This is a genomic window from Cellulosimicrobium sp. GQ32 (assembly GCF_059758455.1).
Genome location: NZ_JCAXEP010000010.1, coordinates 1 through 26,903, shown reverse-complemented (window position 1 = coordinate 26,903; position 26,903 = coordinate 1). Strand labels below are relative to the sequence as shown.

Here is a 26,903-nt window from a genome sequence, read left to right as displayed (position 1 = left end):
ATCGTCACGCCCTGCCTCCTTGCTCGCGCCCGGTCGACGACGACCGGGCCGGGCGCCCGCCCCGCCACATCTTCCCACCGGCGCGCACGATCGGGCCCCTCACGCGACCTGTCGGGCGAGGAGGAGCGACCAGGGCGCGAGCGTGCGCTCGACCCGCAGCACGCCGTCGGCCGGGACGACGACGGACTCGCGCCGCGTCGCGCGGGCCGCGGCGTCGAGGAGCGCGGTCTGCTCCCGGGTCGGGGACGAGGGCGCGCCCATCGCGCGCCACGCGGCGACCGGGTTCGCGTGCTCGGGGTCGAGCGTCTCGAGCTCGACGACGGCGCCGGGCGCCAGGCCCTCGACGACGAGCGCGACGTCGCGGGGCGAGCCGGCCGCCTCCGTCTCGTCGGCGACGGTGCGGTCGTCGAACGAGGCGGGGACCGAGCGCGTGACCTCGGCCGGGTAGTGGTGCACGAGGGCCGTGACGCGGCCGGTCGCGTCGTGGCGCGTCACGACGCCGTCGTCGGCCGTCGCGAGGAGGGTGTCGCCGAGCGCGTGCAGCATGCGGTAGGCGTGGAACGTCGGCTTGGGCACGCCCTGGAGCGTGATCAGGCCGAACCCGCCGTGGAACATCTCGTCGCCCGCGCCACCCTCCTCGAAGACGTCGGTGAACGTCCAGTACGCGAGCGAGTCGACGGTGCCGACCGAGCGGAGCACGGACCGGACGACGTACACGGCGGCGGGGACCGAGTCGTGCGTGAAGTCGCGCGGGGACGACGACGAGTTCCACTCGGTGAGGTGGATCTCGGCGTCGGGGAACGCGCTGGCGTCGACCAGGCGGCGCAGGAGGGCGAGGTCCTTCGGGGTCGCGTCGACCTCGCGGGTCAGGCGCGCGCCCTGGCCGTGCTCGTCGAGCGCCCAGTCCGTGGGGTACGGGTGGGTCGAGACGAAGTCGACCGGCAGGTGTTCACGTTCACAGAAGTCGAGGAACGCCTCGAGCCAGACCGGCTTCCAGTCGAGGGAGTCGAGGTCGGCGCCGAGCGTGGCCTCGTGCACCTGGAAGTCCTCGGTCTCGCCGTCGAAGCGCGCGTCGGGCACGAAGTTCGACGTCGCGGGGCCGCCGACGCGCAGGCGCTCGTCGACCCCCTTCACGGCGCGGGCCGACGCCGCGTAGAGCGCGAGGTACTCGCTGCGCGTGCCGCGGAAGAAGCCGCGCAGGTTGGCCTCGTTCCACACCTCGAAGTACCACCCGCGGACCTCGGCGAGGCCGTAGCGCGCGACCCAGTGCTCGACGAGCGAGCGCACGAGGAACGACCACCGGTCGAGGTCGACGGGCGGCGCGCCGTGCGCGCCCCACCAGAACACCGTCTCGGTCTCGCGGGCGAGCGCGCGGGGGCTGAAGCCGAGCTCGACGAACGGCCGCACCCCGGCGTCGAGCAGCGCGTCGAAGAGCGCGTCGACGTACTGGAAGTTGAGGACGGGCGTGCCGTCCTCGCGCTCGGTGTAGACGAACATGTCGTCGTGCAGGAGGCCGTGGAACCGCACGTACTCGAACCCGCACTCCGCGCGCACCTCCGCGAGGTGGCGCTGCCAGTCGGCGCGCAGCCCCTCGTTCGCGCGCCCGGCGCCGACGACCGTGCTCCAGAAGTGGGTCAGGGGTCGCCCCGCCTCCGTCGCGCTCGCGTGCAGGGTGATCGGCTCGGCCACTCGTCCTCCTCGTCGGGTGCGCGCGACGTGCCGACGCACGGCGCTCGACGCGATCGCGCCGTGGGACGAGTATAAATCAAACTGATGGATTTTCTGTGGAGCGAAGCAGGTCTGCCCGTGACGTGGCCCGCTCCGCGCCCGTGGGCGGGTCCGCGTAGGTTGGTGCCCATGCGGATCGGAGCCCACCTCGACCAGTCGGACGTCGTCGCGCAGGCAGCGAGCATCGGCGCGGACGTCGCCCAGATCTTCCTCGGCGACCCCCAGTCCTGGAAGGGACCGGAGTTCACCTTTCCCGGCGGGGCGGAGGCGCTGAAGGCGGCGGCCGCGGAGGCAGACCTCGAGCTCGTCGTGCACGCGCCGTACGTCATCAACGTCGCGAGCCCCAACAACCGCATCCGCATCCCGAGCCGCAAGCTGCTCCAGCAGATCGTCGACGGCGCGGCGGCGGTCGGGGCGACGGGCGTCGTGGTCCACGGCGGGCACGTCACCGCGAAGGAGGACCCGGAGAAGGGGTTCGACAACTGGCGCAAGGCGATCGACGCGCTCCAGACGGACGTCACCGTGTACATCGAGAACACCGCCGGGGGCGACTTCTCGATGGCCCGCCGCCTCGACCGGATCGAGGGCCTGTGGGCAGCCGTGCAGCAGGCTGACGGCGCCGAGAACGTCGGGTTCTGCCTCGACACGTGCCACGCGTGGGCGGGCGGCATCGACCTCACGACGGCGGTCGACGACGTGCGCGCGATCACCGGCCGCGTCGACCTGGTGCACCTCAACAACAGCCGCGACACCGCCGGGTCGGGCGCCGACCGCCACGCCGGCCTCACGGCGGGCACGATCGACCCCGAGGCCCTGCTCGGCGTCGTCCGGGCGGCCGGGACGTCGGTCGTCTGCGAGACGCACGCGGACGTCCCCGCCGACGTCGCGTGGCTGCGCGAGCAGGTCGGCTGACCGTGGCGGACCCGCGGCCGATGCGGCTCCGCAACGCGACTGTGGACGCGCGCGACCCGCGCGCGCTCGCCGAGTTCTACCGTCGCCTGACCGGCTGGGAGTACACGCCCGGCCACGAGAGCACGGACCCGGCCGGCGACGACTGGCTCTCCCTCCAGATCCCGGGCGGAGCGTCGCGCCTCGCCTTCCAACGGTCCGACGCCGACGTCCCGCCCTGGCCCGGCGGTGCGCGGGTGCACGTCGATCTCGACGTGCCCGACCTCGCCGCGGCGCACGAGCACGCCCTCGCGTGCGGGGCGCGCCCGCTCACGGGCACGCCGGAGGAGGAGGGCCACCCCGACGACCTCTTTCGCGTCTACGCCGACCCCGAGGGTCACCCGTTCTGCCTCAGCTCACCGCCGCTCGACCACCCGTGACCCACCCGCGTGGGGTGGGCACGCACGCGGCCGACCGCGCGGGACGAGCCCGCGCGAGGTCGGCCGGCGCACCGGTCAGTAGTCCGTCCCGGCCGCGGGGGCGGCGTCCATGATCTCGGTGCCGTCCGGCGCGACGACGTGCCAGACGCCGTTCACGCCCTGGCCCGTGACGTCGCCGGGGCCGGTGTCGGCCGCGTACGTGTAGACCGGGCGGCCGTCGACGGTCACCTGGAGCTCGCCGTCGACCCCGGTGATCGTGCCGACCTCGCCCGTCACGCCGTCGACCTCGGGGTCCGCGCTCGCCGCGTGGACGGCGGGCCACGCGGCGGCGCACTCGCCCTCGCACGCGCTCGAGCCCGCGCCCTTCGTGTCCTTGTCGTAGTAGTAGACGGTCATGCCCTGGCCGTCGACCACGACGGTCCCGAGCGAGGAGTCCGCCGTGCCGAGCGCGACCCCCGCCGAACCGCCGCCCGCCGAACCGTCGGAGGTCGAGCCGTCGGACGTCTCTCGCGACGGGCTGGAGCCACCGCCCCCGTACAGGCCGCCTCCCCCGCCGGAGCACCCGGCGAGGGTGGCGGCGAGCAGGGCGGTGACGGCCCAGGTGGTGGCGGCCGGGACGGCGGTGGTCAGGGTGCGTCGCATGTCGACTCCTCGGAAGGACGGTCGGGGTCGCGAGCACGGCCCCTACTCTCACGACGGCGCGGCGCGCCGCGAGGTTCACCGGCCCGCCCGCACGCCGCACGCCCGTCCGACGGCCCCGTCCGCCCGCCGGGACGATCCCCGGCCGCCCGTCGACGGACCCGGGTGAACCGATCGGGCCGCTGCCTCGTCTCCCAGGTGACGGAGTCGCAGAGGATGATCGGAAGGGGCAGACGTGCGCAGGAGGACGAAGATGCTGGTGGGGGTCGGGGTCGGCGTCGTGGTGCTGGGCGGTGCGGTGGTCGCGTTCGGCCCCGGCCTGTACGCGGACTGGAACAACCGCGCCGCGGCCGAGGAGCCGGCGCTCGACGCGTCGTCGGGCGACGCTGGGGCGCTGGACCCGGCGAGCCTCGCGGGCGACTGGACCGTGGCCGACGGTTCCTACGCCGGGTACCGCGTCCACGAGGTGCTCCAGGGCGAGGACGTCACGGTCACCGGGCGGACCGACGAGGTCACGGGATCGTTCACCGTCGCCGACGGCGCGCTCACGGAGGCGACGATCGAGGTCGACATGGCGAGCGTCGCGACCGACGAGCCGCCGCGCGACGCGTACTTCCGGGGCGACGCGCTCGAGGTCGGGACGTACCCGACCGCGACGTTCGAGCTGACGAGTCCCGTGGACCTGCCGACCGGCTCGGCCGACGTCGAGCTCGCCGGCGACCTGACGATCCACGGCGTGACGCAGGCCGTCACGGTCGAGGCGCAGGTCGGCCCGACCACCGACGGCGTCCAGGTGGTCGGCAGCGTGCCGATCACGTTCTCCGACTTCGACGTCGAGGCGCCGAGCCTCGGGTTCGTCACGGTCGACGACGCGGGCAGCGTCGAGTTCGGCCTCGACCTCGTGCCGGCGTCCGGGTCGTGACGGACGGGGAGGTGCCGCGCGTGCGATCCGACGCCGACGACCTGCTGCGGGCGGTCCACGCCGTGCACGGTCCCGCGTTGGAGCGCTACGTCGCGCGCCTCACCGACGACCCGGCGCAGGCGCAGGACGTGGTGCAGGAGACGTTGCTGCGCGCGTGGCGGCACCCCGAGGTGCTCGAGCGCCCGGAGGGCTCGGTGCGCGCGTGGCTCTTCACGGTGGCGCGGAACCTCGTCGTCGACGAGCTGCGCAGCGCGCACCACCGGCGCGAGCTCGCGAGCGCCGACGTGCCCGACCACGGCGAGGCCGACGCGACCCAGGCCGTCCTCGACGCGTGGCTCGTCGCGGACGCGCTCGTGTCGCTCTCGCCCGAGCACCGGGCCGTCGTCGTCGACGCGTACTACCACGGGCGTTCCGTGGCCGAGATGGCGTCGGCGCACGGCGTCCCGCCCGGGACCGTCAAGTCCCGCATGCACTACGCGCTCCGCGCGCTGAGGCTCGCGCTGCAGGAGAAGGGAGTCTCGTCATGACCGCCACCCCTCCCCCGGACCCGTACCGCGAGTGGGACGCGGCGTACGTCCTGGGGGCGCTGAGCCCGCGCGACCGCCGCGAGTTCGAGCAGCACCTCGCGACGTGCGCGGCATGCCGCGAGGCCGTCGCGGAGCTCGCAGGCATGCCGGGCATCCTCGGGATGCTCACGGTCGAGCACGCGGACGCGCTCGTGGACGACGCGCGCCCGGACTCGACCGCCGACCCGTCCGGGGAGGCGGGGGGCGCCGTCGTACCGCTCGCGGTGGTGGCTGCGAGCGCCCGGCGGCGCCGCACCCGACGGCGGTCGCTGCTGTCCGTGGCGGCGGTGGGCCTGGTCGTCGCGGGCGCGGCGGGCGGGGTGGCGGTGACGCGGTCGGACGACGTCCCGCCCCCCGCGACGTCCGCCACGACCCAGGTCGCGCTCGAGCCGGTCGGCGGCGCGGAGGTGCGCGCCGAGCTCACGCTCACCCCGGCGTCGTGGGGCACGCGCCTCGACTGGTCGTGCTCGTACCCGGCCGGGGTGTGGGAGGACGGCGCGACGTACGAGCTCGTGCTCGTGGACGACGACGGGACGCGCTCGGTCGTGGCGACGTGGTCGTCGACGGAGGCGGGGAGCTCGTCGGGCCTGGGTGCGTCGTCGGCGGTGCCGGTGGACGGGATCGCGCGCCTCGAGCTCGGGGTCGTGGGGGTGGACGGCGCGCTCGCGGCCGCCGACGTCTGACCGCGTCCGCGCCGCGAGGGCGGCGCGAACCTCAGGAAATCCTCTGGTTGAACCCTCAATCAGATTTCCGGAACGCTGAGCCAGACCTCGCCGACCGCCGCGCCGCCCTCGCGGAAACGCTGAGGTGACCGCCGGAGGCTCCTTGTCGACAGCACTCGTCGACCTGGAGCCTCCGGTGAACACCACTGCCCCGCACACCCCCCGCCACCGCGCCGAGGCGGCGGCCCGTCCCGCGGACGGGCCCGCCGTGCGCGTCGTCGTCGTCATCCCCGCCCACGACGAGGAGCAGGCGCTCCGCGCCACGGTCGCCTCGCTCACGGCCCAGACGCGCCGCCCCGACCGGGTGCTCGTCGTCTCGGACAACAGCACGGACGCGACCGTCGCGGTCGCCCGGGCCACCGGCGCGGACGTCATGGAGACCGTGGGCAACACGGCCCGCAAGGCGGGCGCGCTCAACCAGGCGATCGCGACCGCGACCGAGGACGTCGTCATGGTCCTCGACGCGGACACGACGATCGCCCCCACGTTCGTCGAGGAAGGGCTCGCCGTGCTCGCCTCGGAGCCCGGGGTCGCCGCCGTCGGCGGCGTGTTCCGCGGGCGGCCACCGCGGGGCTACCTGCAGCTCTGCCAGGCCAACGAGTACACGCGCTACGGCGTGCAGGTGGACCTCACCGGCCGCACGGCCGTGCTCACCGGGACCGCCGCGCTCGTGCGCCGCACCGCGCTCCAGGAGGTGGCCGACGCCCGCGGCTCGGTCCTGCCCGGCGAGCGCGGCGACGTGTACGACCGGCACGCGATCACCGAGGACTCCGAGCTCACGCTCGCGCTGCGCACGCTCGGTCACGAGCTGCGCTCGCCCGTCACCATGAGCTGCACGACCGAGCTCATGCCGACCGCCGGGGACCTGCACCGCCAGCGCGTCCGCTGGTACAAGGGGATGCTCGACAACCTCGCCGAGTACGGGCTCACGCGCACCACGTGGCGCTACGTCGGCCAGCAGGTGATGCTCGCCGTCGGCACGCTCATGATGGCGGCCTACCTGCTCCTCACGGCCGTCACCCTCGTGACGGGGACCTTCACCCTGTCCCCGCTGTGGGCGGCCGTCGGGCTCGTCTTCGTCGCGGAGCGCCTCGTCACCGTCTGGGGTGCCGGGCGGCGCGCACGGCTGCTGGCCGTGCTCGTGCTGCCGGAGCTCCTCTACGACCTCGCCCTGCAGCGTGCGTTCCTGCACGCCGCTGCGCTGTTCGTCACGCGGCGCCAGACGACGTGGAACCACGTCGCCGCCACCGCCTGACCTCACCCCTCCCCTCGCCGACCCGCCCCGTCGCGCACGCGACCGGGACGTCCTCGGCATGCCCTCACCCGTCCCGGAAGGACAGCAGCCATGTACAACTCGACCCTCGCCCAGACCGCCCCCGTCCTCGCCGTCACCGGCGTCGCGACCGCGTTCCACGTCGTCGCGGCCTGGACGCTCCTCGTCGCCGGGCTCGCGCTCGTCACGACGGCGCGCGTCCTGCGCCGTCGGGCCGCCGCCCGCCGCGCTGAGCAGGCCTGACCTCAGGGACCGGGCGCGGGCGCGACCGGCACGGCGACCTCCATCACCGGGCCGGGACCGCCTGCCTCCCAGGTCGGCAGGTAGACCTCCCGGTCGTCCCCTGCGGGCACACCGCCCGCGAGCGCCCGCCCGGACGCCAGGTAGTCGTGCACGAGGACCAGACGTTCCTGGTCGCGGGCCTCCGCGGCCGTCAGCCCGACGTACGCCTGCTCGTGCGCGTCGTCCGTCGTGAGGGCGAAGCCCGACGGCGGCCGCACGGGCGCGGGGACGGGCACCCGGAGCGTGAGGCGGGCGGCGAACCCCTCGGTCGCGCGCTCGTGGAGCTCGACGTAGGGGTGGCCGGCGAGGGGCACGTCGGCGGCGCGCAGCACGGCGAAGACCGCTCCGGTCGCCTCGGGCAGCACGGACGGCAGCTCGGCGAGCGTCGCGCGACGCTCCGTCCCGAGCACGAGCCGCTCCGGCACGTGCCGTCGGTGCACCACGACGTCCAGCCGTGGCGCGCCGACGAGCGCGGTCCGGACGTACTCCGCCGCCGTCAGCGACGCCGCGAGCGCCGAGCGGCGGTCGCTCCACACGGCGTCGAACGCGGGGACCGGGTCGGGGGCGGCGAGCACGTCGCCCACCTCGGCGAGCGACAGCCCGACGCCCCGCAGGAGCCGGACCAGGCGGGCACGCTCCACCTGACCGCCGTCGAGCAGCCGCGGGCCGTCCGCGGAGGCGCGGCGCGCGTCGAGGAGCCCGCGGTCCACGTACATCCGGACGGCCTTCTCGCTCAGCCCCGTCGCGCGCGCCACCTGACCCGTCGTGTACTCGTCCATGCCCGCGACGCTAGGGCGTTCCCCTGGGGCAGCCGCAAGGGGTCGGCTCAGTCGTCGTCGCCGGGCACGTAGGGCCCCCGGCGGAGCTCGAGGTCGATCTGCTCGGCGTCCAGCAGGTCGAGCGCGTGCCGCAGCGCCTGCGAGCTGTACGCGCCGGACGTCCGCGCGTCGAGCAGCGCGACGCGCTGCGCGGCGATCGCCCGGAGCCGGAGCTCCTTGTACTGCGCGAACAGGTCGGCCGACGTCGCGGCGTCGGTGTCGCGGTTCTCGAGCTCGCGCACGACGTCGCGGCGCACGCGGGCGACGACGTCGCCGTCGTACGTGCTCCCGTCGGGCCGCCGCAGGTCGGGCGCGTCGATGACGGCCACGGCGGCGGCGTCGAGCTCGACGCGGACCGCGCCGCGGTCCTCGTCGGCCCGGGACGACCCGCCGGCCAGCCCCAGCCGGCGCACGACCCACGGCAGCGTGCCGCCCTGGACCACGAGCGTGCCCGCGGCCACGCCGAACGCGACGAGCACGAGGAACGACCGCTGCGGGGTGTCGGTGGGCAGGGTCTGCGCCGCGGCCAGCGTCACGACGCCGCGCATGCCGGCCCAGACGAGGAGCGTGCCCTCGCGCCATCCCAGCGGCTCCGCCGTGAGGTAGTCGATGTCGGCCGCGCGTCGGCGCAGCGACGACCGCAGTCGGCCTACTCGCTCCGGCGGCGCCTTGGCGACCATCGCGGCACCACGGCGCTCCGGGGTCCCGGGCGCCGGCTTCTCTCCTACGACGGGCGCGACGGGCGTCCCGTCGGCCGCGAAGCGCGCGTCGAGCTTCTCCTGCATGCCCTCGATCACCCCGCGCATCGACTCGCCGCGGCGCGCCCGACGTGCCAGGGACCGCAGGAGCGTCGCGACGTACGCCGACCGCACGACGAGGATGACGACCGCCGCGAGCGCCGCGATGCCGACGGCCCGCCACAGGCTCCCGTGCGCCTCCTGCACGTCGGTGACGAGGGCGAACAGCTCCAGGCCCATGAGGAGGAAGACCGTGCCCTCGAGGAGCAGCTCGACCGTGCGCCAGTTCGACTCCTCGGCGAGGCGGTGCTGCGGCCGCAGGTACTTGGCGGCGCCGTTGCCGGTGACGAGCCCGGCGGTCACGACGGCGACGAGGCCCGACGCGCCGAGCTCCTCCGTGGGGAGGTACGCGATGAAGGGGACGACGAACGAGACGGCGGTGCTCAGCGCCGGGTTGGCGAGCCGGCGCCGGACGGTGAGGCCGAGGAACCCGACGAGGGACCCGACGAGCACCGCGACGACGACGGCGAAGACGAAGTCGCCCGCGACCGCCCAGAGCGAGAACGCGGGGGCTGCTCCGTCGGTGGCCACCGTGAGCGCGATGGCGGCGATCGCCGAGCGCAGGAGCACGAGCGCGGAGGCGTCGTTGAGCAGGCTCTCGCCTTCCAGCAGCGTCACGACGCGCGGCGACGCCCCGAGCCGTTTGACGATCGACGTCGCGACGGCGTCGGTCGGGCTGACGATCGCGCCGAGCGCGAAGCCCGCCGCGAGCGGGATGCCGGGGATCAGCCACGTGAAGAGGTACCCGAGCAGCACCGTGCTGAGCAGGACGAGCACGACCGAGAGCCCGCTGATCGCGGTGAAGTCGCGCCGGAAGTCCATCGTCGGCAGGCCCACCGCGGCCGAGTAGAGGAGCGGCGGCAGGATGCCTGCGAGGATCCACTCGGGCTCGAACTCGATCTCCGGCACCGCGGGGACGAAGCTCACCGCGACGCCCACCGCGACGAGCACCAGCGGTGCCGCCACCCCCGCCTTGGGCGCGAGGACGTTCACGCCGACGATCGCGACGACCGCGAGCGTGCCGACGACGATGAGCGAGAGGATCTGCTCCTCGGTGAGGCTGAACGGGAACTCCATCGGCACCTCCGGCGGCCGCGGCAGCGCGCGGCACGGCGCGCGGGGACGGGACAACGCTAACGGCCCGGGTCGCCGACGGGCCGCGCGCCGACCCGGATCGCGTGTCACCCCACCGTGCCGAACCCGGGATCGCTCCTCACGGCGGGCCGATCGTGGGGAGGGACCCCGGGTTCGGCGCCTGCGCACGGTCGACGGCGGCTCCTCCTCAGGACGGTGGCCGGTGGCGGGTCGGGCGCGCGAGGATCGGCGGCATGAACGCCGTCGCCGCTCGCCCGCAGGACGCTCCGGTCCGGCCCGCCACGCCCGCCCCGTCGGACCGGTGGGTCCGGCTCCAGCCCTGGGCCCTGCCGGGCTTCCTCGCGCTCGTCGTGGGGCTGTTCCTCCTCGCGACCCCGACGTGGGGCAGGTCCGGCGGTGCTGGGCTGTGGGAGTCTCCCGTCCTCACGGACGACCTCCTGCTCGGCGCCGGCCTCGTGCTGCCGCTGCTCGACCTGTGCGTCGTCGCCGGAGTGCTCCTCGCCCGGCGCTCACCCGTCCTCGGCACGGCCCTCACGGTGCTTCCGTCCGTCAGCGTCGTGGTCACGGGCGCGTTCCTGTGGGGCTGGTGGCTCGGGGTGCTGTGCGTCGCGGTGGTGGCCGCCGTCGACGGCTGGCGCCGCGCCGTCGTCCCCGGCCTCGCCGCGATCGTGCTCGCGGGACTGTACGCGTGGCTGCCGATCGTCGCCCTGCTGCCGATCGGGCCCGTCTGGGCGGTGTCGAGCAACGACCCGCGGTGGACCGAGATCACGGCGTCCGGCACGACGAGCGAGATCTCCTCCGCGCCGGGCGACCACCTGATCGTCTGGGCGCTGTACTGCTTCTGGGTCGTCGCGACGATCGCCGTCGCGACGCTCCTCGGGACTTTGGCGCGGTGGCGGGCCGATGCGCGTCGTGCGGCCGTCGCGACGCGGCGCGCCGCCGAGGCGCAGGCGGTCACCGCGGAGCGGGCGCGGGTCGCGCACGACCTGCACGACGTCGTCGCGCACCACGTCTCGCTCGTCGCCGTGCGCGCGGAGTCGGCGCCGTACGTGCACCCGGACCTCGACGACACGGCGCGTGCCGTGCTCGCCGACATCGCGACGGACGCGCGCGAGGCGCTGGGCGAGCTGCGCCAGGTGCTCGCGGTGCTCCAGCGCAGCGAGGACGCCGCGCCCGACCTGACGCCCCAGCCGGGGGCGGGGGACGTCGCCGGGCTGGTCGACGCGGCCCGGGCGGCGGGTCAGGACGTGACGCTCACGGGAGGGTTCGACGCCGTGCCGGCGGCGCCGGGCTACGCGCTCTACCGCGCGGCGCAGGAGGCGCTGACCAACGCGCGGCGCCACGCGCCCGGCCGTCCCGTCGTGGTCGAGGCGCGGGTCGTCGGACCGGACCGGCACCGCACGGCGGTGCTGCGCGTGACGAACCCGGTCGACGGCGCGGGGCAGAGCGGTGCGGGCGCTGCCGGGCGCGGCCTCGCCGGGATGCGCGAGCGGGTCGAGGCCCTGGGCGGGACGCTCTCCACCGGGGTGGGCGACGACGGCGCGACGTTCGTGGTCGAGGCCCGCATCCTCCTCGTCGGGGTCGCGAGCCCCGCGGCGTCCGAGCCGGTGGCGAGCGCGTGAGCCGGGATGCGGCACCGGCGCAGGCCGCGTCGCCGACGGTCGGTCCGCCCCGCGTGCCGGTGCGCGTCGTCGTCGCGGACGACCAGCCCGTCGTCCGGCACGGGTTCGCGGCGATCCTCGACGCCGCGGACGGGCTGGAGGTCGTCGGGTCGGCGGGCGACGGGCGCGAGCTGCTCGACGTCGTCGCGGCGGTCGGGCCCGACGTCGCCGTCGTGGACGTCCGCATGCCCCGGCTCGACGGCATCGCGGCGACGCGCGAGCTCGTGGCCCGCCACCCCGGCACGCGGGTCCTCGTGCTCACGACGTTCGACCTCGACGAGTACGTCTACGACGCGTTGCGGGCCGGGGCGAGCGGGTTCCTGCTCAAGGACGTGCCGGCGCCGCGGCTCGTCGAGGGCGTGCGGCTCGTCGCCGACGGCTCGATGCTGCTCGGCCCGAACGTGACGCGCCGCCTCGTGGGCGACTTCGCCGCGCGCTCCGCGAGCCGCCCGTTCCCCGGCGTGGACAACCTCACGGCGCGCGAGCGGGAGGTCGTGCTCGCGGTCGCGCGCGGGCTGTCCAACGCCGAGATCGGGGCCGAGCTGTTCATCTCCGAGACGACCGTGAAGTCACACGTGTCGGAGTCGCTGCGCAAGACCGGCTGCCGCGACCGCGTCCAGCTCGTCGTCGCGGCCTACGAGTCGGGCCTCGTGCGCTGACGGCGCCGCCTGACGATCAGCTCGGCGACGACGAGGTTGGGCACCCAGGAGAGGAACGGCGCGAGCGCGTACGCACGGTCGAACGCGACCTCGGGGTCGACCGCGTCGCCGAGGGCGAGCGCCTGGGCGACGACGAGCGCCGTCGTCCACAGCCGCAGCGTCACGCCGGCATAGGTGAGCGCGAAGCTGCGCGTCATCCAGTCCTGGTGCGCGGCGACGTCGCCGCCGCGGACGGCGCGGTAGCCGCGCCACGTCGTCCACAGCCACAGGACGGCGAGCGCGCCGAAGCCGAGCGTCCCGACGAGCCCGGCCTGGTTCACGGGCACGAGGACGAGCCCGGCCACACCGCCGACCGCGACGGCCGCGACGTAGACGCGTCCTGTCCAGCGGTGCACGCCCGGGTACCGGCGACGCAGCCCGGCCCAGAGCTGGAACGAGGCGACCACGAGCGCGACCCCGCCCGCGACGACGTGGGCGTAGAACGCGCCGAGCACGAACCCGGGCGCCCCGGCGTACGCGGCGGCGAGCCCGACGTCGTCGCGGGCCAGCGCGGGGAGGGACGCCGTGAGGTAGGGCAGGACGGCGAACGCCGCGATCGCGAGGGACGTGAGCGTCAGCGTCGCGACGGCGGTGCGCGCGCCGCGGGCGCGACGGGCGACGTGCGCGGGGCGGACGAGCCGGGTGGCGGTCATGACGGCACCGAACCACGTCGGCTCGCCCCGACGGATCCGGGAACGCCCTGGTCGTGGCCCTGACCGGTCCCTGAGCGGCGGTCGCGCGCACGGGCGCGGGGGAACGGGTTCGGGGCGCGGGCGGCCCGGCGGCCCCCTCGGACGGGAGTGCCGTTCGGGTCGCGACCGCGCGCAGGTCGTCGGAGGCTGCTGGAGACGGTGGCCGACGACGAGAGGGAGAGACGTGGACGCCCGCACGATGCTGGAGGACCTGTTCGGCCGGATCGGACCGACGGCGACGCGCGCCGTCGACGGTCTCGGGGAGGACGCGCTGACCGCGCGCCTGGACCCGCGCGCCAACACGATCGCCTGGCTCGCGTGGCACCTCGCCCGGGGCCAGGACGCGCAGGTCGCCGCCGCCGTCGGGCGGGAGCAGGTGTGGACGCGCGACGGCTGGGCACGCCGGTTCGACCTGCCGTTCGACGACGGGGCCACGGGCTACGGGCAGTCCGCCGCGGACGTCGGTCGGGTGCGTGCGAGCGACGACCTCCTGCTCGGCTACGTGCACGCCGTCCAGGTCGAGTCCCAGGACGTGCTCGCCGCGCTGACCGACGAGGACCTCGACCGCGTCGTCGACGAGGCGTGGGACCCGCCGGTCACGCTCGGCGTCCGGCTCGTGAGCGTCGCGGTGGACAGCCTCCAGCACGCGGGCCAGGCCGCCTTCGTGCGGGGCGTCCTCGAGCGCACGGGTCGCGCCTGACGACGCGTCCTGGTCGGCGCACGCCCGCGCCGGTCTCGTTCACGAGCGCTGCTCGAGCTCGTCCGCGACCACCGCCTGGAGCTCCGCCACGCTCGGCAGCGCGCCGCGCGCCTCGTCGGGCAGCCCTTGGAGGTCCGCCACCGCGACGGGCGCGCTCGTGCTCGCCAGCGAGTAGCGGACGACGGCGCCGCTCCGGCCCGTGCACAACAGGATCCCGACCGTCGGGGCGTGGATCTCGTGCCGGCGGTACTGGTCGTCGACGATCGCGACGTACGTACCGAGCTGGCCGAGGTGGGCCGGTTCGAACTTCCCGACCTTCAGCTCGACGACGACGTAGCGCAGCTGCTCGACGTGGAAGAACAGCAGGTCGACGAAGAACTCGTCGACGGCGTCGCTCTCGTCGTCGGGGACGGTCAGACGCACCTGCCGCCCGACGAACGCCATCCCGCGCCCGAGCTCGAGCATCGTGTCCTGGAGTCGGTCCATGAGCGCCTGCTCGACGTCGCGCTCGGCGCGCTTCGCGACGAGTCCGAGGTGCTCGAAGACGTAGGGGTCCTTGACCATCGCCTGTGCCAGCTCCGAGTCTGGGGCGTCGAGCGCCGCGGTGAAGTTCGTCGGCGCAGCCCCGAGAGCATCGCGCCGCTGGACTTGATCTGATACTCGAGCACGGGTCGGGTCCAGCCGTTCTCGGCAGCCTCCGCGGCATACCAGTCACGCTCGTCACGGGTGGTGAGCCGCTCGAGGAGGGTGATCACGTGCCCCCAGGGCAATCGGCCAACGGGACGTTGGCCGAACTCCTCGAGCGTCGGCCAGACCTCGGCGACCCTGCGCATGTTCTTCAAGTTCGAGGGCGACCAGCCGCGCTGCTCCGGGAACTCCCGCTGCAGGTCAGCGGCGAGTCGGGTCACTACCTTCGCACCCCAGCCCGCCGTGCGCTGGCGCTCGAGGATGTCGTGGCCGATCGACCAGTACAGCCGCAGGACCTCGGTGTTCGCCGCGCGCGCGGCGCGGAACTGCGTCGCGTGCACGCGCGCCTTGAGGTCGGTCAGCAGCTCGGCGTATCCCGCCGGCTCGAGGTCCTCGTTCGATGACGGCACGGCACGTCCCCCTGACTGTCGTGCGCGCCGCGTCCCGGCGCGCTGCGCCGAACGTAGGGCATCGCGACTTTGCGCTGTCAAGGGGTCGTGCGGACGACTCAGCCGTGCGTCGGGAACGCGTCCACGAACCAGGACGTGAGGGTCGTGGGGTGGGTGATGGCCGTGCCGACGCACACGCTGAACGCACCCCGCGCCATCGCCTCGGCCGCCTGCGCGGGCGTGTGCACGCGCCCCTCGACGACGACGGGCAGCGAGCACGCCGCGACCACCTCGTCGACGAGCTCCAGGTCCGGCCCGGAGGTCTTCGGCCGCTCGCCGGTATACCCGGCGAGCGTCGTGCCGAGCAGGTCCACGCCTGCGTCCTGAGCGGCGAGCGCGTCGCCGAGCGACCCGCAGTCCGCCATGACGAGCGCGTCCGTCGTCTCGCGCAGGCGCGCCACGGTCGCGGCCAGGGTGAGCCCGTCGGGTCGGGGCCGGCGCGTGCCGTCGAGCGCGACGACGTGCGCGCCCGCGTCGGCGACGGCGCGCGCGTGCCGCAGCGTCGGCGTGATGAAGACCCCGCCGTCGCCGTCCTTCCACAGCCCGACGACCGGGACGTCCACCGCGGCGACGACCGCCGCGACGTCGTCCAGACCCTGCGCGCGCACCGCGGCCGCTCCCCCGGCGACGACGGCGCGCGCCATCTGGGCGGTCGTGCGCGGGTCGCGCAGCGGCTCGCCCGGGTAGGCCTGGCACGACACGGTGAGCCGACCGCGCATCGCGTCGAGCACGCGCTCGCGCGTCCAGGTCGGCCGCGTCTCCTGCGGTCCGGTCATGCCGTCGTCCTCTCTCGGTGGGTCTCCTCGCCCAGCCCGCAGGGTCTCGTCCCGGGTTCGTCACCGGGCCGGCCGACGCGGCTCCACGCCCCGCGCGCCGCCCCGACGATCGCCGCCTCGTTGCCGAGCGTCGCCCGGCGCAGCGGCAGGTCGGCGAGCACGTCGACGACCTCCGCGCGCAGCGCGTCCTCGAGCGCCGACCACCACAGGTCGCCCGCGCCCGCCAGCCCGCCGCCGACCACGACGACCTCCGGGTCGAGCACGGTCACGACCCCGGCGACCGCACGGCCCACGGCCTCCGCCGCGTCCCGCACGACCGACGTCGCGAGCTCGTCGCCGGCCGCCGCGCGCGCGACGACGTCGCGCGTGTCCGGGCTCGCCGCGTCGCCGCCGAGCGCGAGGTAGCGGCGGTGGATCGCCGGTCCCGCACCGATCGCCTCGAGATGGCCCGTCCGGCCGCACGGGCAGCGCAGCAGCTCCGCCCCGGGGACCGGCATGTGGCCGAGCTCCCCGGCGACGTGGTGCGCCCCGTGCAGGGGACGCCCGTCGAGCACGACGGCGGCGCCCACGCCCGTCCCGACGGCGACGAGCAGCGCGCTGCGCGCCCCGGTGGCCGCGCCGAGCCAGACCTCTCCGGCGGCGTGCGCGTCGACGTCGTTCTCGACGAACACGGGCAGCGCGGTCCCGTCCCCGGGCGGTCCCTCGGGCGCGAGCACGGCGAGGTCGGCGAGCCGACGGCGCAGCCCGCTCGCGACGTCGGTCCCGGGCCAGCCGGGCAGGGTGTCCGTCGCGGAGACGATCACGCCGCGACCGACGTCCACCACCCCGGCCGTGCCGACCCCGAGCCCGCGCAGGCGCGCCGCGCCCGGCAGCGCGGCGACGACCTCGCGCACGACCCCGGCCACGGCGTCGAGCACCGCGTCGGGGCCGCCCGCGGCCGGGGTCGGCACGGCTCGCACGGGACCGAGGGTCCCGTCGGCCGCGACGGTCGCCGCGGCCGTCTTGGTGCCGCCGAGGTCGACGCCGACGACGACCGTCGGCGCCGCGGCGTCCGGGGAGGCGTCAGCCACGCAGGAGCCCCGCGGCGCGCGTGATCTCCTCGACGCGGTCGGCGACCTCGCCGTCGAGCGCCTCGACCGGGAACGCCATGGTGGCCGTGTCGATGAGGCCCTGGCGCTGCGCGGCGACCTTGAACGCGCCGACGCCCGCGGCGTCGCCCGAGCGGCCGCGCGCCTGGAAGACGATCTCGAAGAGTGCGGCGATACGGTCCTGCTCCACCCGGGCATCGTCCCACTTGCCCGCCTGCGCGAGGTCCCACAAGCGCACGTAGCCGCCGGCGTCGACGTTCGCGAGGCCCGGGACCACGCCGTCGGCGCCGAGCAGGAGCATGCCGTCGACCACGACCTCGTGCCCCGTGAACAGGGCGAGGGGCGAGCCGGCCGCCGCGTTCGCGGCGACGAGGCGGCGGAACGCGACGTCGTCGCCCGACGAGTCCTTGACGCCCGCGAGCACGCCCTCGGTGCCGAGGCGCACGAGCAGGTCGGCCGGGAGCTTGGTGCGCACGCGGACCGGGATGTCGTAGGCGAAGAGCGGGACGTCCACGGCGGCGGCGACGGCACGCAGGTGGCGCTCGATCTCGTCGAGGTCGTTGAGCGCGTAGACGGGGGCGGTCGCGACGACCGCGTCCGCGCCGGCGGCCACGAGAGCCTTCGCCTGCTCGACGACGCGCGGCGTCGTGAGGTCGATCGCCCCGCCCATGACGGGCACCCGGCCGGCGGCCGCGCGCACGACCGTGCGCACCACGAGGTCGCGCTGCGCGTCGGTGAGGTACGCGACCTCGCCGGTCGACCCCAGCACGAACACGCCGTGCACGCCCTCGGTGACGAGGTGGTCCACGAGGCGCTCGAGCGACGCGACGTCGACCTCCCCGTCGGTCGTGAGGGGGGTGAGGACGGGAGGGACGATCCCGTGGAAGGAGGGGGTGGTCACGAGGAGCTCCGGTTCTGGTTCAGCGGTGGTTCGGTCGGGGCGGGGCCGCGATCGGCCCCGGCTCACAGCAGCGCGGGCGCCGCGGCGAGCAACGTGCGGGTGTAGCCGTCCTGCGGGTCGTCGAGCACGCGCGCGGCGGGGCCCGACTCGACGATGCGGCCGCCCTGCATGACGACGATCTCGTCGGAGACGTGGCGCACCGTCTGGATGTCGTGCGAGATGAAGACCATGCCCAGGTCGAGCTCGGCCTTGAGGTCGGCGAGCAGGTTGAGGATCTGGGCCCGCACGGACACGTCGAGCGCGGACGTGGGCTCGTCGGCGACGATCACGTCGGGCGACAGCGCGAGGGCGCGCGCGATGGCGACGCGCTGCCGCTGCCCGCCGGAGAGCTGGCCGGGCAGCGCGTCGAGCGCCGACTCGGGCAGCCCGACGAGGTGCACGAGCTCGCGGACGCGCGCCTCGCGCGACACGGCGTCGCCGACGCGGTGCACGTCGAGCGGGTCGCGCAGGGCGTCCCGCACGCGCATGCGCGCGTTGAGCGCGGTGGCGGGGTCCTGGAAGACGACGGACACGACCCGCCCGACGTCGCGCCGCACGCGCGTCGTGTACGTGTCGACCGGTTGCCCGCGGAAGCGGATCTCGCCGGACGTCGGGGCCTGGAGCCCCACGAGCACCTTCGCCATGGTCGACTTGCCCGAGCCGGACTCGCCGACGATCCCGAGCGTGCTGCCGCGGCGGACCGCGACGCTCACGTCGTTCACGGCGTGCACCCGATGGGCCTTGAAGAGCGTGCCCGTGCGGGCCTTGAAGACGACGTGCACGCCGCGCAGCTCGACGACGGGGGTGTCGTGGTCGGTCGCGGACACGCGCTCCGCGGCGGGCGGGGTCTGGTCGGTGGCGCTCATCGCGTCCCTCCGGTGGTGATCGGGGCGGGGCCACCGCCCGCGACGGCGCCGACCGGCTCGTCCGGCGGCATCGCGACGAGGTGCTGCCCGTCGGCGTCCACGGCGCGCAGCACGGGCCGCACGTCGAGGCCGCGGTCGGGGCGCGACGAGCGCGGCGCGAACCGGTCGCCCGTCGGGAAGTCGCGCGGCGACGGGACCGTGCCGGGGATCTGGTGCAGGCGCGTGGAGCGCTGCTCGATCGAGAGCACCGCGCCGAGCAGGCCCTGCGTGTACTCGTGACGGGGGTCGGTGAGCAGCTCGCTCGTCGGCGCCTGCTCGACGACCTGGCCCGCGTACATGACCGTGATGCGGTGCGCGATCTGCGCGACGAGCGCGAGGTCGTGGCTGACGAACACCATCGCGAAGCCGAGCTTGACGCGCAGCTCGTCGAGCAGCGCGACCACCTGGGCCTGGACGGTGACGTCGAGCGCCGTCGTCGGCTCGTCGGCGATGACCAGCTTCGGGTCGCGCGTGAGCGCCATGGCGATGAGCACGCGCTGGCGCTGCCCGCCGGAGAGCTCGTGCGGGTAGCTCTTGAGCGTGCGCTGCGGGTCGAGGCCCACGAGCTCGAGGAGCTCCTCGGCCGTACGGGTCCCGCCGCGGCGCGTGAGCTGCTTCATCTGCGACCGGATGAGCATCGACGGGTTGAGCGAGCTCAGGGCGTCCTGGTAGATCATCGCGATCTCGGTGCCGCGGAGCGACCCGCGCTCGCGGTTGCCCATCGCGAGCAGGTCCTTGCCGCCGTAGCGGATCTCGCCGCTGATCTGCGCGGAGGGGTCCAGCAGGCCCATGACGGCGAGCGACGTGATCGACTTGCCGCAGCCGGACTCGCCGACGAGGGCCATCGTCTCGCCCGGTCGGACCGAGAACGAGACGTCGTCGACGACCGCGACGTCGCCGTGGCGCGGGAAGCGGATGGACAGGTTGCGCACCTCGAGCAGGGGCTCGGCGTCGCCGTCGTACACGGGCCGGTCCGTGCGGGCCGACTCGGCGGCACGCAGCGTGGCGAGGCGCGAGGCGAGGGGCACGGCGCGCCCGACGTGCGGGACGTCCGGCTCGACGTCGGGCACGACCGGCTCGGACTCGGCGAGGCGCGCCTCGTCCGCCGTCTCGACCGGCTCGTCGGCGTCCATCGCCGTGAGCTCGGCGGCGACGGCCGCGTCGTCGGAGTCCGTCGCGACGGCCTTCGCCGGCGTCGCGCGGGTCGCCCGAGGGGCCGCGACCATCGCGTCGGTCATGCCCTCGGAGAGGATGTTCAGGCACAGGACCGTGAGCATGATCGCGAGGCCGGGGAAGAACGTCGCCCACCAGTAGCCGCCCATGACGAGGTCGCGACCCGCGGCGATGATGTTGCCCCAGGAGGGCTCCGGGTCGGGCACGCCCGCCTGGATGAAGGACAACGACGCCTCGAAGACGATCGCGTCGGCCACGAGCACGGTGGTGAACACCAGCACGGGCGCCGCGCAGTTGCGGGCGACGTGCTTGGCGAGGATCCAGGCCGTGCGTGCGCCCATGACGCGGGTCGCGGCCACGTAGTCCTCGCCGTACTGGTCGAGGATGTTGGCCCGCACGACGCGCGTGAGCTGCGGCGTGTAGAGGAACGCGATCGTCAGCACGAGCACGGGCAGCGAGCGGCCGAAGACGGACACGAACACGGCGGCCAGCGCGATGCCCGGGAAGGACATGATGATGTCGAGGACGCGCATGAGCGTCTCGGAGACGCTCTTGCGCGCGGTCGCCGCGACCGAGCCGAGCACGGCCGCCGCAGCGAGCGCGATCGCCGTCGCCCCGAGGCCGATCACGAGCGAGTACCGCGCGCCGTAGACGACGCGGGAGAAGATGTCGCGCCCCTGGCGGTCGGTGCCGAACCAGCTCTCCGCGCTCGGCGGCTGGACCGGCGTGCCGGTGGCGAGCGGGTCGTGGCTCGCGACGAGCGGCGCGAACACCGCCGCGAGCGCCACGAGGAGCACGAACGCGAGGGAGATCTTGGACCCGAGGGGCAGCGCGCGCAGGCGCAGCCCGGGGGTCGAGAGTCGTTCGGTGAGCTGTCGGCGCACGTCACACCGTCCTGATCCGCGGGTTGACGAGCACGTAGAGCATGTCGACCACGATGTTGATGAGCACGAAGGCGAGCGCCACGGTGAGGGTCACGCCCTGCACGAGGTTGGGCTCGTTGTTGGTGACGCCGTTGAGGATGAGCGTGCCCATGCCGGGCAGCGCGAAGATGATCTCGATGACGACGGCGCCGCCGATGAGGTAGCCGACGCGCAGGCCGAGCACCGTGATGGGCGTGATGAGCGCGTTGCGCAGCACGTTGCGCCCGACGACGACGTGGCGGGGGATGCCGGCGCCGATCGCGGTGCGGACGTAGTCCTTGTCGAGCTCCTCGACGACGGAGGTGCGCACGACGCGCGTGAGCTGGCCGACGACGGGGATCGCGAGCGCGATCGCGGGCAGCGCCATGCGGGCGAGGTAGCCGCCGAGGTCCTCGGACGGGTCCGGCAGCGGCCCGCTCGCGGGGAGCCAGCCGGCCCCGAGGGTGACGACCTGGATGAGCAGCACGGCGAGCCAGAACGAGGGCGTCGCGAGCGACGCGACGGACACCACGCGGATCGCCTTGTCCGGCCAGCGGTCGCGGTAGAGCGCCGCGAGGATGCCCATGACGAGCGCGAGCACGACGGCGATGACGAGGCCCATGAGCGTGAGCTGGAGCGTGATGGGCAGGGCGCGTGCGACCTCGTCGGCGACGGGCACCTGGCGCGCGCTGAACGTGCCGAGGTCGCCGTGCAGCAGGCCGCCGAGGAACGCGACGTAACGGACGAGGAGCGGGTCGTTCAGGCCGTTGGCCTCGCGGTACGCCTCGCGCGCCTCGACGGACGCGCCCTCGCCGAGGGCCTGGATCGCCGGGTCGACCTGCGAGAACGACATCACGAGGAACACGAGGAACGTGATGCCGAGGATCATGATCGGCAGCTGCAGGAGGCGGCGTCCGACGAGCCGCAGCAGTGCGCTCACGGTCGGCCTCCCGGTGCGTCGGGGATGCGGTGCATGGGTCAGTCCGTTCTGGGTGCCGGGCGGGTGCCGGGCCCCTCGCCCGAGGGGGCGGGCGAGGGGACCGGCGAGACGGCCCGGAGCCGGTCGGCGCCGAGGGCTACGAGCCCGCGGCTACTTGACGAGGCCGGCGTCGAGGAACGACAGGCCGGTGATCGGCAGGGGCGAGAACCCGGAGAGCGTCGAGCCGTCCCACGCGGTCGGGAGCTGGCGGTGCAGCAGCGGGTAGAGCGGCACCTCGTCGGAGATCAGGTCGAACGCCTGGTCCCACAGCTCCTGCTGCTCGTCGCCGGACGTGCGCACGGCGGCGTCGAGGATCGTCTGGAGCTCGGCGAACTTGGGGTCGTCGTTCCAGCGGTAGCGCGACTGCGACCACACGTTGTCGCCGTACCACCAGCGCATGAGCAGGTCGGGGTCGTTGCCGAAGACCGACGGGTCGCCGGGCGCCACCATGACCTGCAGGTCGCCGTTGTCGACCTTGGTGTACTGGCCGCCGGACTGGCCGATGTCGAGCGTCGTGTCGACGCCGATCGCGTCGAGGTTCTCCTTGATGAGCGGCGCGATGTCCGCGACCCAGCCGGTGTCGGTCGTCATGAGCGTGATCGACAGGTCGCTCACGCCGGCCTCGGCGAGCAGGTCCTTGGCCTTCTCCGGGTCGTAGGAGTAGACCGTGGACGCCTCGTGGTAGTTCGGGTGGCTCTGCGGGAGGAAGCTCGTGGCCGCCGCGCCGTTGCCGAGCAGGCCGTTGTCGATGATCTTGTCCATGTCGAGCGCGTAGAAGAACGCCTGGCGCACGCGGACGTCGTCGAACGGGGGCAGGTCCGTGTTGAACATCATGAACAGCGTGCCGAACGACTGGACGGACTCGACGTCCACGGTGCCCTCGAGGGTCGGGACGTCGATGTAGGGGACGTCCTCGATCGCGCTCACCGTGCCGGAGCTCATCGCGGTGACGCGCGCGGCCGGGTCGGAGAGCAGGTTCCACACGAGGCCCGCGGCCAGCGCGGGGCGCGTGCCCGTGTAGTCGTCGAAGCGCTCGAACGTGATCTTGTCGTCCGGCGTGGCCTGGGTCATCTTGAACGGCCCGGTGCCGACGGGCAGCGCGTTGAACGCCTCGTAGTCGGACTCGACGAGGGCCTTCGGCACGACCTTGACGACGGAGAGGCGCTCGGGCACGAGGCTGAACGGGTACTTGAGGTTGATCGACACCGTGTCGTCGTCGACGGGGGTGACGGACTCGAGGAAGTCGATGAAGCCGGCGTAGAGCGACTCGTTCGCCGGGTCGAGCACGCGGTCGAAGCTGTAGACGACGTCGTCCACGGTGACGGGGGTGCCGTCGTGGAAGACCGCGCCCTCGCGGAGGTCCACCTCGTAGTGCGTGTCGTCGACCTGGGCGGGGAGCTCGGTGCCGAGCGCGGGGTAGACCTCGCGCGTCGCGGGGTCGAGCTCGGTGAGTCCCTCGAACACGTGCCAGTTGGCCGCTACTGTCACGGCACCGGTGGTGATCATCGGGTCGAAGCCACCGGAGAGGGAGTACGAGATGCCCGCCTCGATCACGGCGTCCGGGTCGATCTCGCCCTGGGCGGCGCTGCCCTCGGTCGGGTCGTCCTGCGCAGCACCCCCGCCGGAGCACGCCGCGAGGCCGAGCGCGAGCACGACGCCCGCGGCGACCGCAGCGACTCCCCTGCGGGGAGGTGAGCTGACGTGAAGCTTCATTGGTTCTCCTGACATGAGACCGACATCGTTCTGGAGAGAAGATGTCTGATGTCTGACGTTGTGTAGCATGACACTAGGACCAGAAATCGAAGGGGTCAAGATGGCGACACCACGGCGCAGGACCTTCAGCACGCTCGACGCGCCTCGCGACGGCGGACCCGGCGCGACCGCTCCCCGGCGCACCACCACCGCCGACCGGATCAAGGACTTCATCCTCGGCGAGGGCCTGCGCCCGGGCGACCCGCTGCCCACCGAGGCCGAGCTGTGCGAGCACCTCGGCGTCTCCCGGTCGAGCGTGCGCGAGGCGATCCGCACCCTGTCGACCCTCGACATCGTCGAGGTGCGCCACGGGCACGGCACGTTCGTGGGCAACATGTCGCTGGACGCGCTCGTCGAGGCGCTCGTGTTCCGCGGCGTGCTCTCCCCCGGCGACGACCTGCGCGCGCTGCGCGACGTCGTCGAGATCCGTCAGGCGCTCGACCTCGCCATGGCGGACGTCATCGTCGCGAGCCTGGCCGGGACCTCGAACCCCGAGCTGCACGGCCTCGTGGACGAGATGGTGGCCGCGGCGGCCGAGGGGCTGAGCTTCCCCAAGCAGGACCGCGCATTCCACACCGGACTGCTCGCTCGCCTCGACAACTCCCTCGTCGGCCAGCTCGTCGCCGCGTTCTGGGACGTGCACACCGCCGTCGTCCCCAAGCTCGGCATCTCCGTCGCGGCCGACCTCGACCAGACCGCCCGCGCGCACGGCGAGATGCTCGACGCCGCGGAGGCCGGCGACGTCGAGGCGTTCCGCGCCGCCGTCGTCTCGCACTACGAGCCGATCGACCGCGCCCTCGGGGTGACCACCGCGTGAACCCCGCCCTTCCCTCCGACCCGCCCAGCGCCACAGGCCCCGCCGGGGCGCCCGTCGGGATCGCCGTCGTCGGCATCGGCGCGTTCGCGCGCGAGCACCTCGTCGCGCTGGCAGCCCTGCCCGGCGCGGACGTGCGGTGGGTCGTCGGGCACGACCTCGCCCGGGCCCGGGCGCTCGCCGCGCTCGCGCCCGGCGCCCGCGCGACCACGTCGCTCGACGAGGCGCTCGCGGACCACGCGGTCCACGCAGTCGACGTCGTCACCGCGACGCCCGCCCACGCGCGCGACACGATCGCGGCCGGCGAGGCAGGAAAGCACGTGCAGGTCGAGAAGCCGGCCGCGCTCTCGCTCGACCGGCTCGACGCGATGGTCGCGGCGACGGAGGGCCGGGGCACGACGCTCGTCGTCGGGCAGACCGTGCGGTTCCAGCCCGCCGTGGCGGCGCTCGCCGCGGCCGCCCACCGCGGCGAGATCGGCACCCCCCGGCTCGCGCACGTCTCCTGGTACACGGGCCACGCGTGGCCGGGCGGGTGGCGCGGCTGGCAGCTCGACCCCGAGCTCTCGGGCGGCCACCCCGTGCACAACGGGACCCACGTCATGGACGTCGCGACGTGGCTGCTGGACGACGAGCCCGTCGAGGTCTTCGCCCGCGGGTTCCGCACGTTCTCGCCCGACATGGAGTCGCCCGACTCGTTCCACGTGCAGCTCCGCACGGCGTCGGGCGCGCTCGCGACGCTCGAGCTCTGCTACGCGCTGCGGCGCCGCGGGGAGCTCGTGCGGCGCGTCGTGCTCGTGGGCACGGAGGGCACGCTCGCGCACTCGACCACCGAGGAGGACGGCCTGCACTCCGACGCGACGACCGCCCCGCCGGTCTCCGTCGAGGGGGCGCTGGGGATCCAGCTCGCGCACTGGCTCGACGTGGTGCGCGGCGACGCGACGCCCGTCGTCACGACGCCGCAGGTGCGGGCCGCGCTCGCGACCGCGCTCGCCGCGCAGCGCTCGCTCGTCTCCGGGCGGCGTGAGCAGGTCGCCGACGTCCCCGGGTACGCCCCGGCGGAGGCGGCCGCATGAGCACGACCCTGCGCGTCGCGTTCGCGTCCGCCGTGCGCCACGCGGCCGACTACCTGCGGATCCTCGGGGCGGACGAGCGCGTCGAGCTCGTCGGTGTCGTCGAGGAGGCGTCGGCGCCCGCCTGGGTGCGCGACGACTCGCGTGCCGTCGCCGAGCGCACCGGGGTGCCGTACGCCGAGGTCGCCGACGTGGCGGCGCTCGCGGGGGCCTTGGGCAGCACGGTCGACCTCGTCGTCGTGTGCGCCGAGCCGACCCGGCACGCGCGACTCGCCACGGCGCTGCTGGAGGCGGGCCTCGACGTGCTCGTCGACAAGCCCGTCGCGACCACCCTCGCCGACGCCGACCACCTCGCCGCGGTCGCCGCCCGCACGGGCCGGACGTGCGCCGTCGTGAACCGCACGCACGCGCCCGCGCTGCGCCGCCTGCGCGCCTGGGTCGACGCCGGGCACGTGGGCCTGCCGCGCCACCTGGACCTCGAGTTCTTCGCGTCCGGCGCGCACTTCGCGACATCGGTGGAGCGGCCCGCGCTCGTCGTGGACCGCGCGCTCTCGGGCGGCGGCGAGCTGCTGAACTTCCTCGGCTACTGCGCCGACGCGGCGCACCACCTCACCGGGCTCCGCACCGTCGAGGTGCACGCGTTCGCGGGGTCGCTCTTCCTGGAGCCGCACCGCGAGGCCGGGGTCGAGGACACGGCGGTCGTCACGCTCGAGCTGGAGCGCGGCGTGACCGCGACGATCACCCTCGGGCGCGTCCCGTTCGCGCCCGGCGGGACGCCCACCACGTCGTCGGTGCGGCTGCTCGGGTCGCACGGCCACGCCGTCGCGGACGACGACGCACCGGCCGTCGCGCGGTTCGGCGCGGACGGGCGCACGACCATCGCCGCCGACGCCGGGCAGGTCGCCGCCGCGGCGTACCTGCGGCACGTCGTCGGGGCGGTGCTCGCCGGGGAGCGGCCGGACTACGGCATCGAGGAGGCGCGCGCGTCGCTCGCCGTGGTCGACGCGGCGTACCGCTCGGTCGAGACGGGCGACGTGGTCGCGGTGGAGCACCGAGCGGTGCCCGAGGAGGCGAGGGTCTGATGGAGGTCGTGATCGCTCCTGCGGAGCGGTTGGCGGTGCTGGCTGCGGACGCGATCGAGGAGGTGGTGCGGTCGCGGCCGGAGGCGGTGCTGGGGCTGGCGACGGGGTCGTCGCCGTTGAAGGTGTACGACGAGCTGGTGCGGCGCCACCGTGAGGACGGGTTGTCGTTCGCGCGGGTGAAGGCGTTCATGCTCGACGAGTACGTGGGCCTGCCCGCGGAGCATCCCGAGCGGTACCGGAACGTGATCGAGACCGAGATCGCCTCGCGGGTGGACTTCGCCCCGGGCGCGGTCCAGGGCCCGGACGGCAACGCGGGCGACCTGGTCGCGGCGTGCGCGGCCTACGAGGAGTCGATCGCGGCGGCC

At 74.7% G+C, this 26,903-nt stretch carries 27 protein-coding genes and 1 pseudogene; 14 read left to right on the top strand and 14 right to left on the bottom strand.

Annotated elements, in window-relative coordinates:
• Window positions 1-99 precede the first annotated feature (99 nt).
• Window positions 100-1,689, bottom strand: a complete 1,590-nt coding sequence (locus AC6CH9_RS15730; protein WP_498155737.1) for a GH39 family glycosyl hydrolase — start codon at window positions 1,687-1,689, stop codon at window positions 100-102.
• Between the two features lie 162 nt (window positions 1,690-1,851).
• On the opposite strand from AC6CH9_RS15730, the gene AC6CH9_RS15725 reads away from it, so the two are divergent.
• Complete coding sequence (locus tag AC6CH9_RS15725; RefSeq protein WP_498155736.1) at window positions 1,852-2,640, top strand: deoxyribonuclease IV; 789 nt, start codon at window positions 1,852-1,854, stop codon at window positions 2,638-2,640.
• Window positions 2,616-3,056, top strand: a complete 441-nt coding sequence (locus tag AC6CH9_RS15720) for a VOC family protein (protein WP_498155735.1) — start codon at window positions 2,616-2,618, stop codon at window positions 3,054-3,056. The genes AC6CH9_RS15725 and AC6CH9_RS15720 overlap by 25 nt, the downstream gene beginning before the upstream one ends.
• Before the next feature lie 75 nt (window positions 3,057-3,131).
• On the opposite strand, the gene AC6CH9_RS15715 is transcribed toward AC6CH9_RS15720, so the two are convergent.
• Window positions 3,132-3,698: a COG4315 family predicted lipoprotein gene (locus tag AC6CH9_RS15715; protein ID WP_498155734.1), complete on the bottom strand. Its 567-nt coding sequence runs from the start codon at window positions 3,696-3,698 to the stop codon at window positions 3,132-3,134.
• 250 nt (window positions 3,699-3,948) lie between these two features.
• On the opposite strand from AC6CH9_RS15715, the gene AC6CH9_RS15710 reads away from it, so the two are divergent.
• From AC6CH9_RS15710 to AC6CH9_RS15690, 5 genes are all read left to right on the top strand, one after another.
• On the top strand, window positions 3,949-4,617 hold the full coding sequence (locus tag AC6CH9_RS15710) for a YceI family protein (protein WP_498155733.1): 669 nt from the start codon (window positions 3,949-3,951) through the stop codon (window positions 4,615-4,617).
• A 20-nt stretch (window positions 4,618-4,637) separates the two neighbouring features.
• On the top strand, window positions 4,638-5,144 hold the full coding sequence (locus AC6CH9_RS15705; protein ID WP_498155732.1) for a sigma-70 family RNA polymerase sigma factor: 507 nt from the start codon (window positions 4,638-4,640) through the stop codon (window positions 5,142-5,144).
• The gene (locus AC6CH9_RS15700) at window positions 5,141-5,866 is read left to right on the top strand and encodes an anti-sigma factor family protein (RefSeq protein WP_498155731.1); all 726 of its coding nucleotides are present in this window, start codon (window positions 5,141-5,143) and stop codon (window positions 5,864-5,866) included. Before AC6CH9_RS15705 ends, AC6CH9_RS15700 begins: the two co-directional genes overlap by 4 nt.
• A 175-nt stretch (window positions 5,867-6,041) precedes the next feature.
• The gene (locus AC6CH9_RS15695) at window positions 6,042-7,160 is read left to right on the top strand and encodes a glycosyltransferase family 2 protein (RefSeq protein WP_498155730.1); all 1,119 of its coding nucleotides are present in this window, start codon (window positions 6,042-6,044) and stop codon (window positions 7,158-7,160) included.
• Between the two features lie 90 nt (window positions 7,161-7,250).
• Entirely contained in the window at window positions 7,251-7,421 is a 171-nt protein-coding gene (locus tag AC6CH9_RS15690; protein ID WP_156186415.1) for a hypothetical protein, read from the top strand.
• Window positions 7,422-7,423: 2 nt separating this feature from the next.
• On the opposite strand, the gene AC6CH9_RS15685 is transcribed toward AC6CH9_RS15690, so the two are convergent.
• Window positions 7,424-8,239, bottom strand: coding sequence for a MerR family transcriptional regulator (locus AC6CH9_RS15685; protein WP_498155729.1), 816 nt, complete (start codon window positions 8,237-8,239; stop codon window positions 7,424-7,426).
• Window positions 8,240-8,286: 47 nt separating this feature from the next.
• Entirely contained in the window at window positions 8,287-10,152 is a 1,866-nt protein-coding gene (locus tag AC6CH9_RS15680) for a cation:proton antiporter (protein WP_498155728.1), read from the bottom strand.
• A gap of 251 nt (window positions 10,153-10,403) precedes the next feature.
• On the opposite strand from AC6CH9_RS15680, the gene AC6CH9_RS15675 reads away from it, so the two are divergent.
• Together AC6CH9_RS15675 and AC6CH9_RS15670 are read left to right on the top strand one after the other, a co-directional pair.
• Window positions 10,404-11,792 (top strand): sensor histidine kinase, encoded by a 1,389-nt coding sequence (locus AC6CH9_RS15675; RefSeq protein ID WP_498155727.1) that lies wholly within the window; start codon window positions 10,404-10,406, stop codon window positions 11,790-11,792.
• Window positions 11,789-12,490: a response regulator transcription factor gene (locus AC6CH9_RS15670; protein ID WP_498155726.1), complete on the top strand. Its 702-nt coding sequence runs from the start codon at window positions 11,789-11,791 to the stop codon at window positions 12,488-12,490. The genes AC6CH9_RS15675 and AC6CH9_RS15670 overlap by 4 nt, the downstream gene beginning before the upstream one ends.
• Here AC6CH9_RS15670 and AC6CH9_RS15665 read toward each other — a convergent pair.
• On the bottom strand, window positions 12,466-13,182 hold the full coding sequence (locus AC6CH9_RS15665) for a DUF2306 domain-containing protein (protein ID WP_498155725.1): 717 nt from the start codon (window positions 13,180-13,182) through the stop codon (window positions 12,466-12,468). The genes AC6CH9_RS15670 and AC6CH9_RS15665 overlap by 25 nt on opposite strands.
• 223 nt (window positions 13,183-13,405) lie before the next feature.
• On the opposite strand from AC6CH9_RS15665, the gene AC6CH9_RS15660 reads away from it, so the two are divergent.
• Window positions 13,406-13,921 (top strand): mycothiol transferase, encoded by a 516-nt coding sequence (locus tag AC6CH9_RS15660; RefSeq protein ID WP_498155724.1) that lies wholly within the window; start codon window positions 13,406-13,408, stop codon window positions 13,919-13,921.
• Between the two features lie 39 nt (window positions 13,922-13,960).
• On the opposite strand, the gene AC6CH9_RS15655 is transcribed toward AC6CH9_RS15660, so the two are convergent.
• The 9 genes and pseudogenes from AC6CH9_RS15655 to AC6CH9_RS15615 all read right to left on the bottom strand — a co-directional run bounded on the left by AC6CH9_RS15655 (window position 13,961) and on the right by AC6CH9_RS15615 (window position 23,533).
• Window positions 13,961-14,485: a PDDEXK nuclease domain-containing protein gene (locus AC6CH9_RS15655; RefSeq protein ID WP_498155723.1), complete on the bottom strand. Its 525-nt coding sequence runs from the start codon at window positions 14,483-14,485 to the stop codon at window positions 13,961-13,963.
• Between the two features lie 140 nt (window positions 14,486-14,625).
• Window positions 14,626-14,949: pseudogene (locus AC6CH9_RS15650) on the bottom strand (DUF1016 N-terminal domain-containing protein); the annotation flags it as partial.
• A 167-nt stretch (window positions 14,950-15,116) separates the two neighbouring features.
• A complete protein-coding gene (locus tag AC6CH9_RS15645; RefSeq protein WP_498155722.1) occupies window positions 15,117-15,833 on the bottom strand; it encodes an N-acetylmannosamine-6-phosphate 2-epimerase in 717 nt (238 codons plus the stop codon).
• Window positions 15,830-16,903 (bottom strand): ROK family protein, encoded by a 1,074-nt coding sequence (locus AC6CH9_RS15640; protein ID WP_498155721.1) that lies wholly within the window; start codon window positions 16,901-16,903, stop codon window positions 15,830-15,832. The genes AC6CH9_RS15645 and AC6CH9_RS15640 overlap by 4 nt, the downstream gene beginning before the upstream one ends.
• The gene (locus AC6CH9_RS15635; protein ID WP_498155720.1) at window positions 16,896-17,822 is read right to left on the bottom strand and encodes a dihydrodipicolinate synthase family protein; all 927 of its coding nucleotides are present in this window, start codon (window positions 17,820-17,822) and stop codon (window positions 16,896-16,898) included. Before AC6CH9_RS15635 ends, AC6CH9_RS15640 begins: the two co-directional genes overlap by 8 nt.
• Before the next feature lie 62 nt (window positions 17,823-17,884).
• Window positions 17,885-18,727, bottom strand: coding sequence for an ABC transporter ATP-binding protein (locus AC6CH9_RS15630; RefSeq protein WP_498155719.1), 843 nt, complete (start codon window positions 18,725-18,727; stop codon window positions 17,885-17,887).
• A complete protein-coding gene (locus AC6CH9_RS15625; RefSeq protein ID WP_498155718.1) occupies window positions 18,724-20,823 on the bottom strand; it encodes a dipeptide/oligopeptide/nickel ABC transporter permease/ATP-binding protein in 2,100 nt (699 codons plus the stop codon). Before AC6CH9_RS15625 ends, AC6CH9_RS15630 begins: the two co-directional genes overlap by 4 nt.
• 1 nt (window position 20,824) lies before the next feature.
• Window positions 20,825-21,781: an ABC transporter permease gene (locus tag AC6CH9_RS15620; protein WP_064316380.1), complete on the bottom strand. Its 957-nt coding sequence runs from the start codon at window positions 21,779-21,781 to the stop codon at window positions 20,825-20,827.
• A gap of 150 nt (window positions 21,782-21,931) precedes the next feature.
• Window positions 21,932-23,533, bottom strand: a complete 1,602-nt coding sequence (locus tag AC6CH9_RS15615; protein ID WP_498155717.1) for an ABC transporter substrate-binding protein — start codon at window positions 23,531-23,533, stop codon at window positions 21,932-21,934.
• A gap of 100 nt (window positions 23,534-23,633) precedes the next feature.
• Here AC6CH9_RS15615 and AC6CH9_RS15610 point away from each other — a divergent pair, with 100 nt between their 5' ends.
• The 4 genes from AC6CH9_RS15610 to AC6CH9_RS15595 all read left to right on the top strand — a co-directional run.
• Window positions 23,634-24,389 (top strand): FadR/GntR family transcriptional regulator, encoded by a 756-nt coding sequence (locus AC6CH9_RS15610; RefSeq protein ID WP_498155716.1) that lies wholly within the window; start codon window positions 23,634-23,636, stop codon window positions 24,387-24,389.
• Window positions 24,386-25,459: a Gfo/Idh/MocA family protein gene (locus AC6CH9_RS15605; protein ID WP_498155715.1), complete on the top strand. Its 1,074-nt coding sequence runs from the start codon at window positions 24,386-24,388 to the stop codon at window positions 25,457-25,459. Before AC6CH9_RS15610 ends, AC6CH9_RS15605 begins: the two co-directional genes overlap by 4 nt.
• The gene (locus AC6CH9_RS15600; protein ID WP_498155714.1) at window positions 25,456-26,538 is read left to right on the top strand and encodes a Gfo/Idh/MocA family protein; all 1,083 of its coding nucleotides are present in this window, start codon (window positions 25,456-25,458) and stop codon (window positions 26,536-26,538) included. Before AC6CH9_RS15605 ends, AC6CH9_RS15600 begins: the two co-directional genes overlap by 4 nt.
• On the top strand, window positions 26,538-26,903 hold a 366-nt coding region (locus AC6CH9_RS15595), incomplete at its 3' end, for a 6-phosphogluconolactonase (protein WP_498155713.1). The genes AC6CH9_RS15600 and AC6CH9_RS15595, both read left to right, overlap by 1 nt.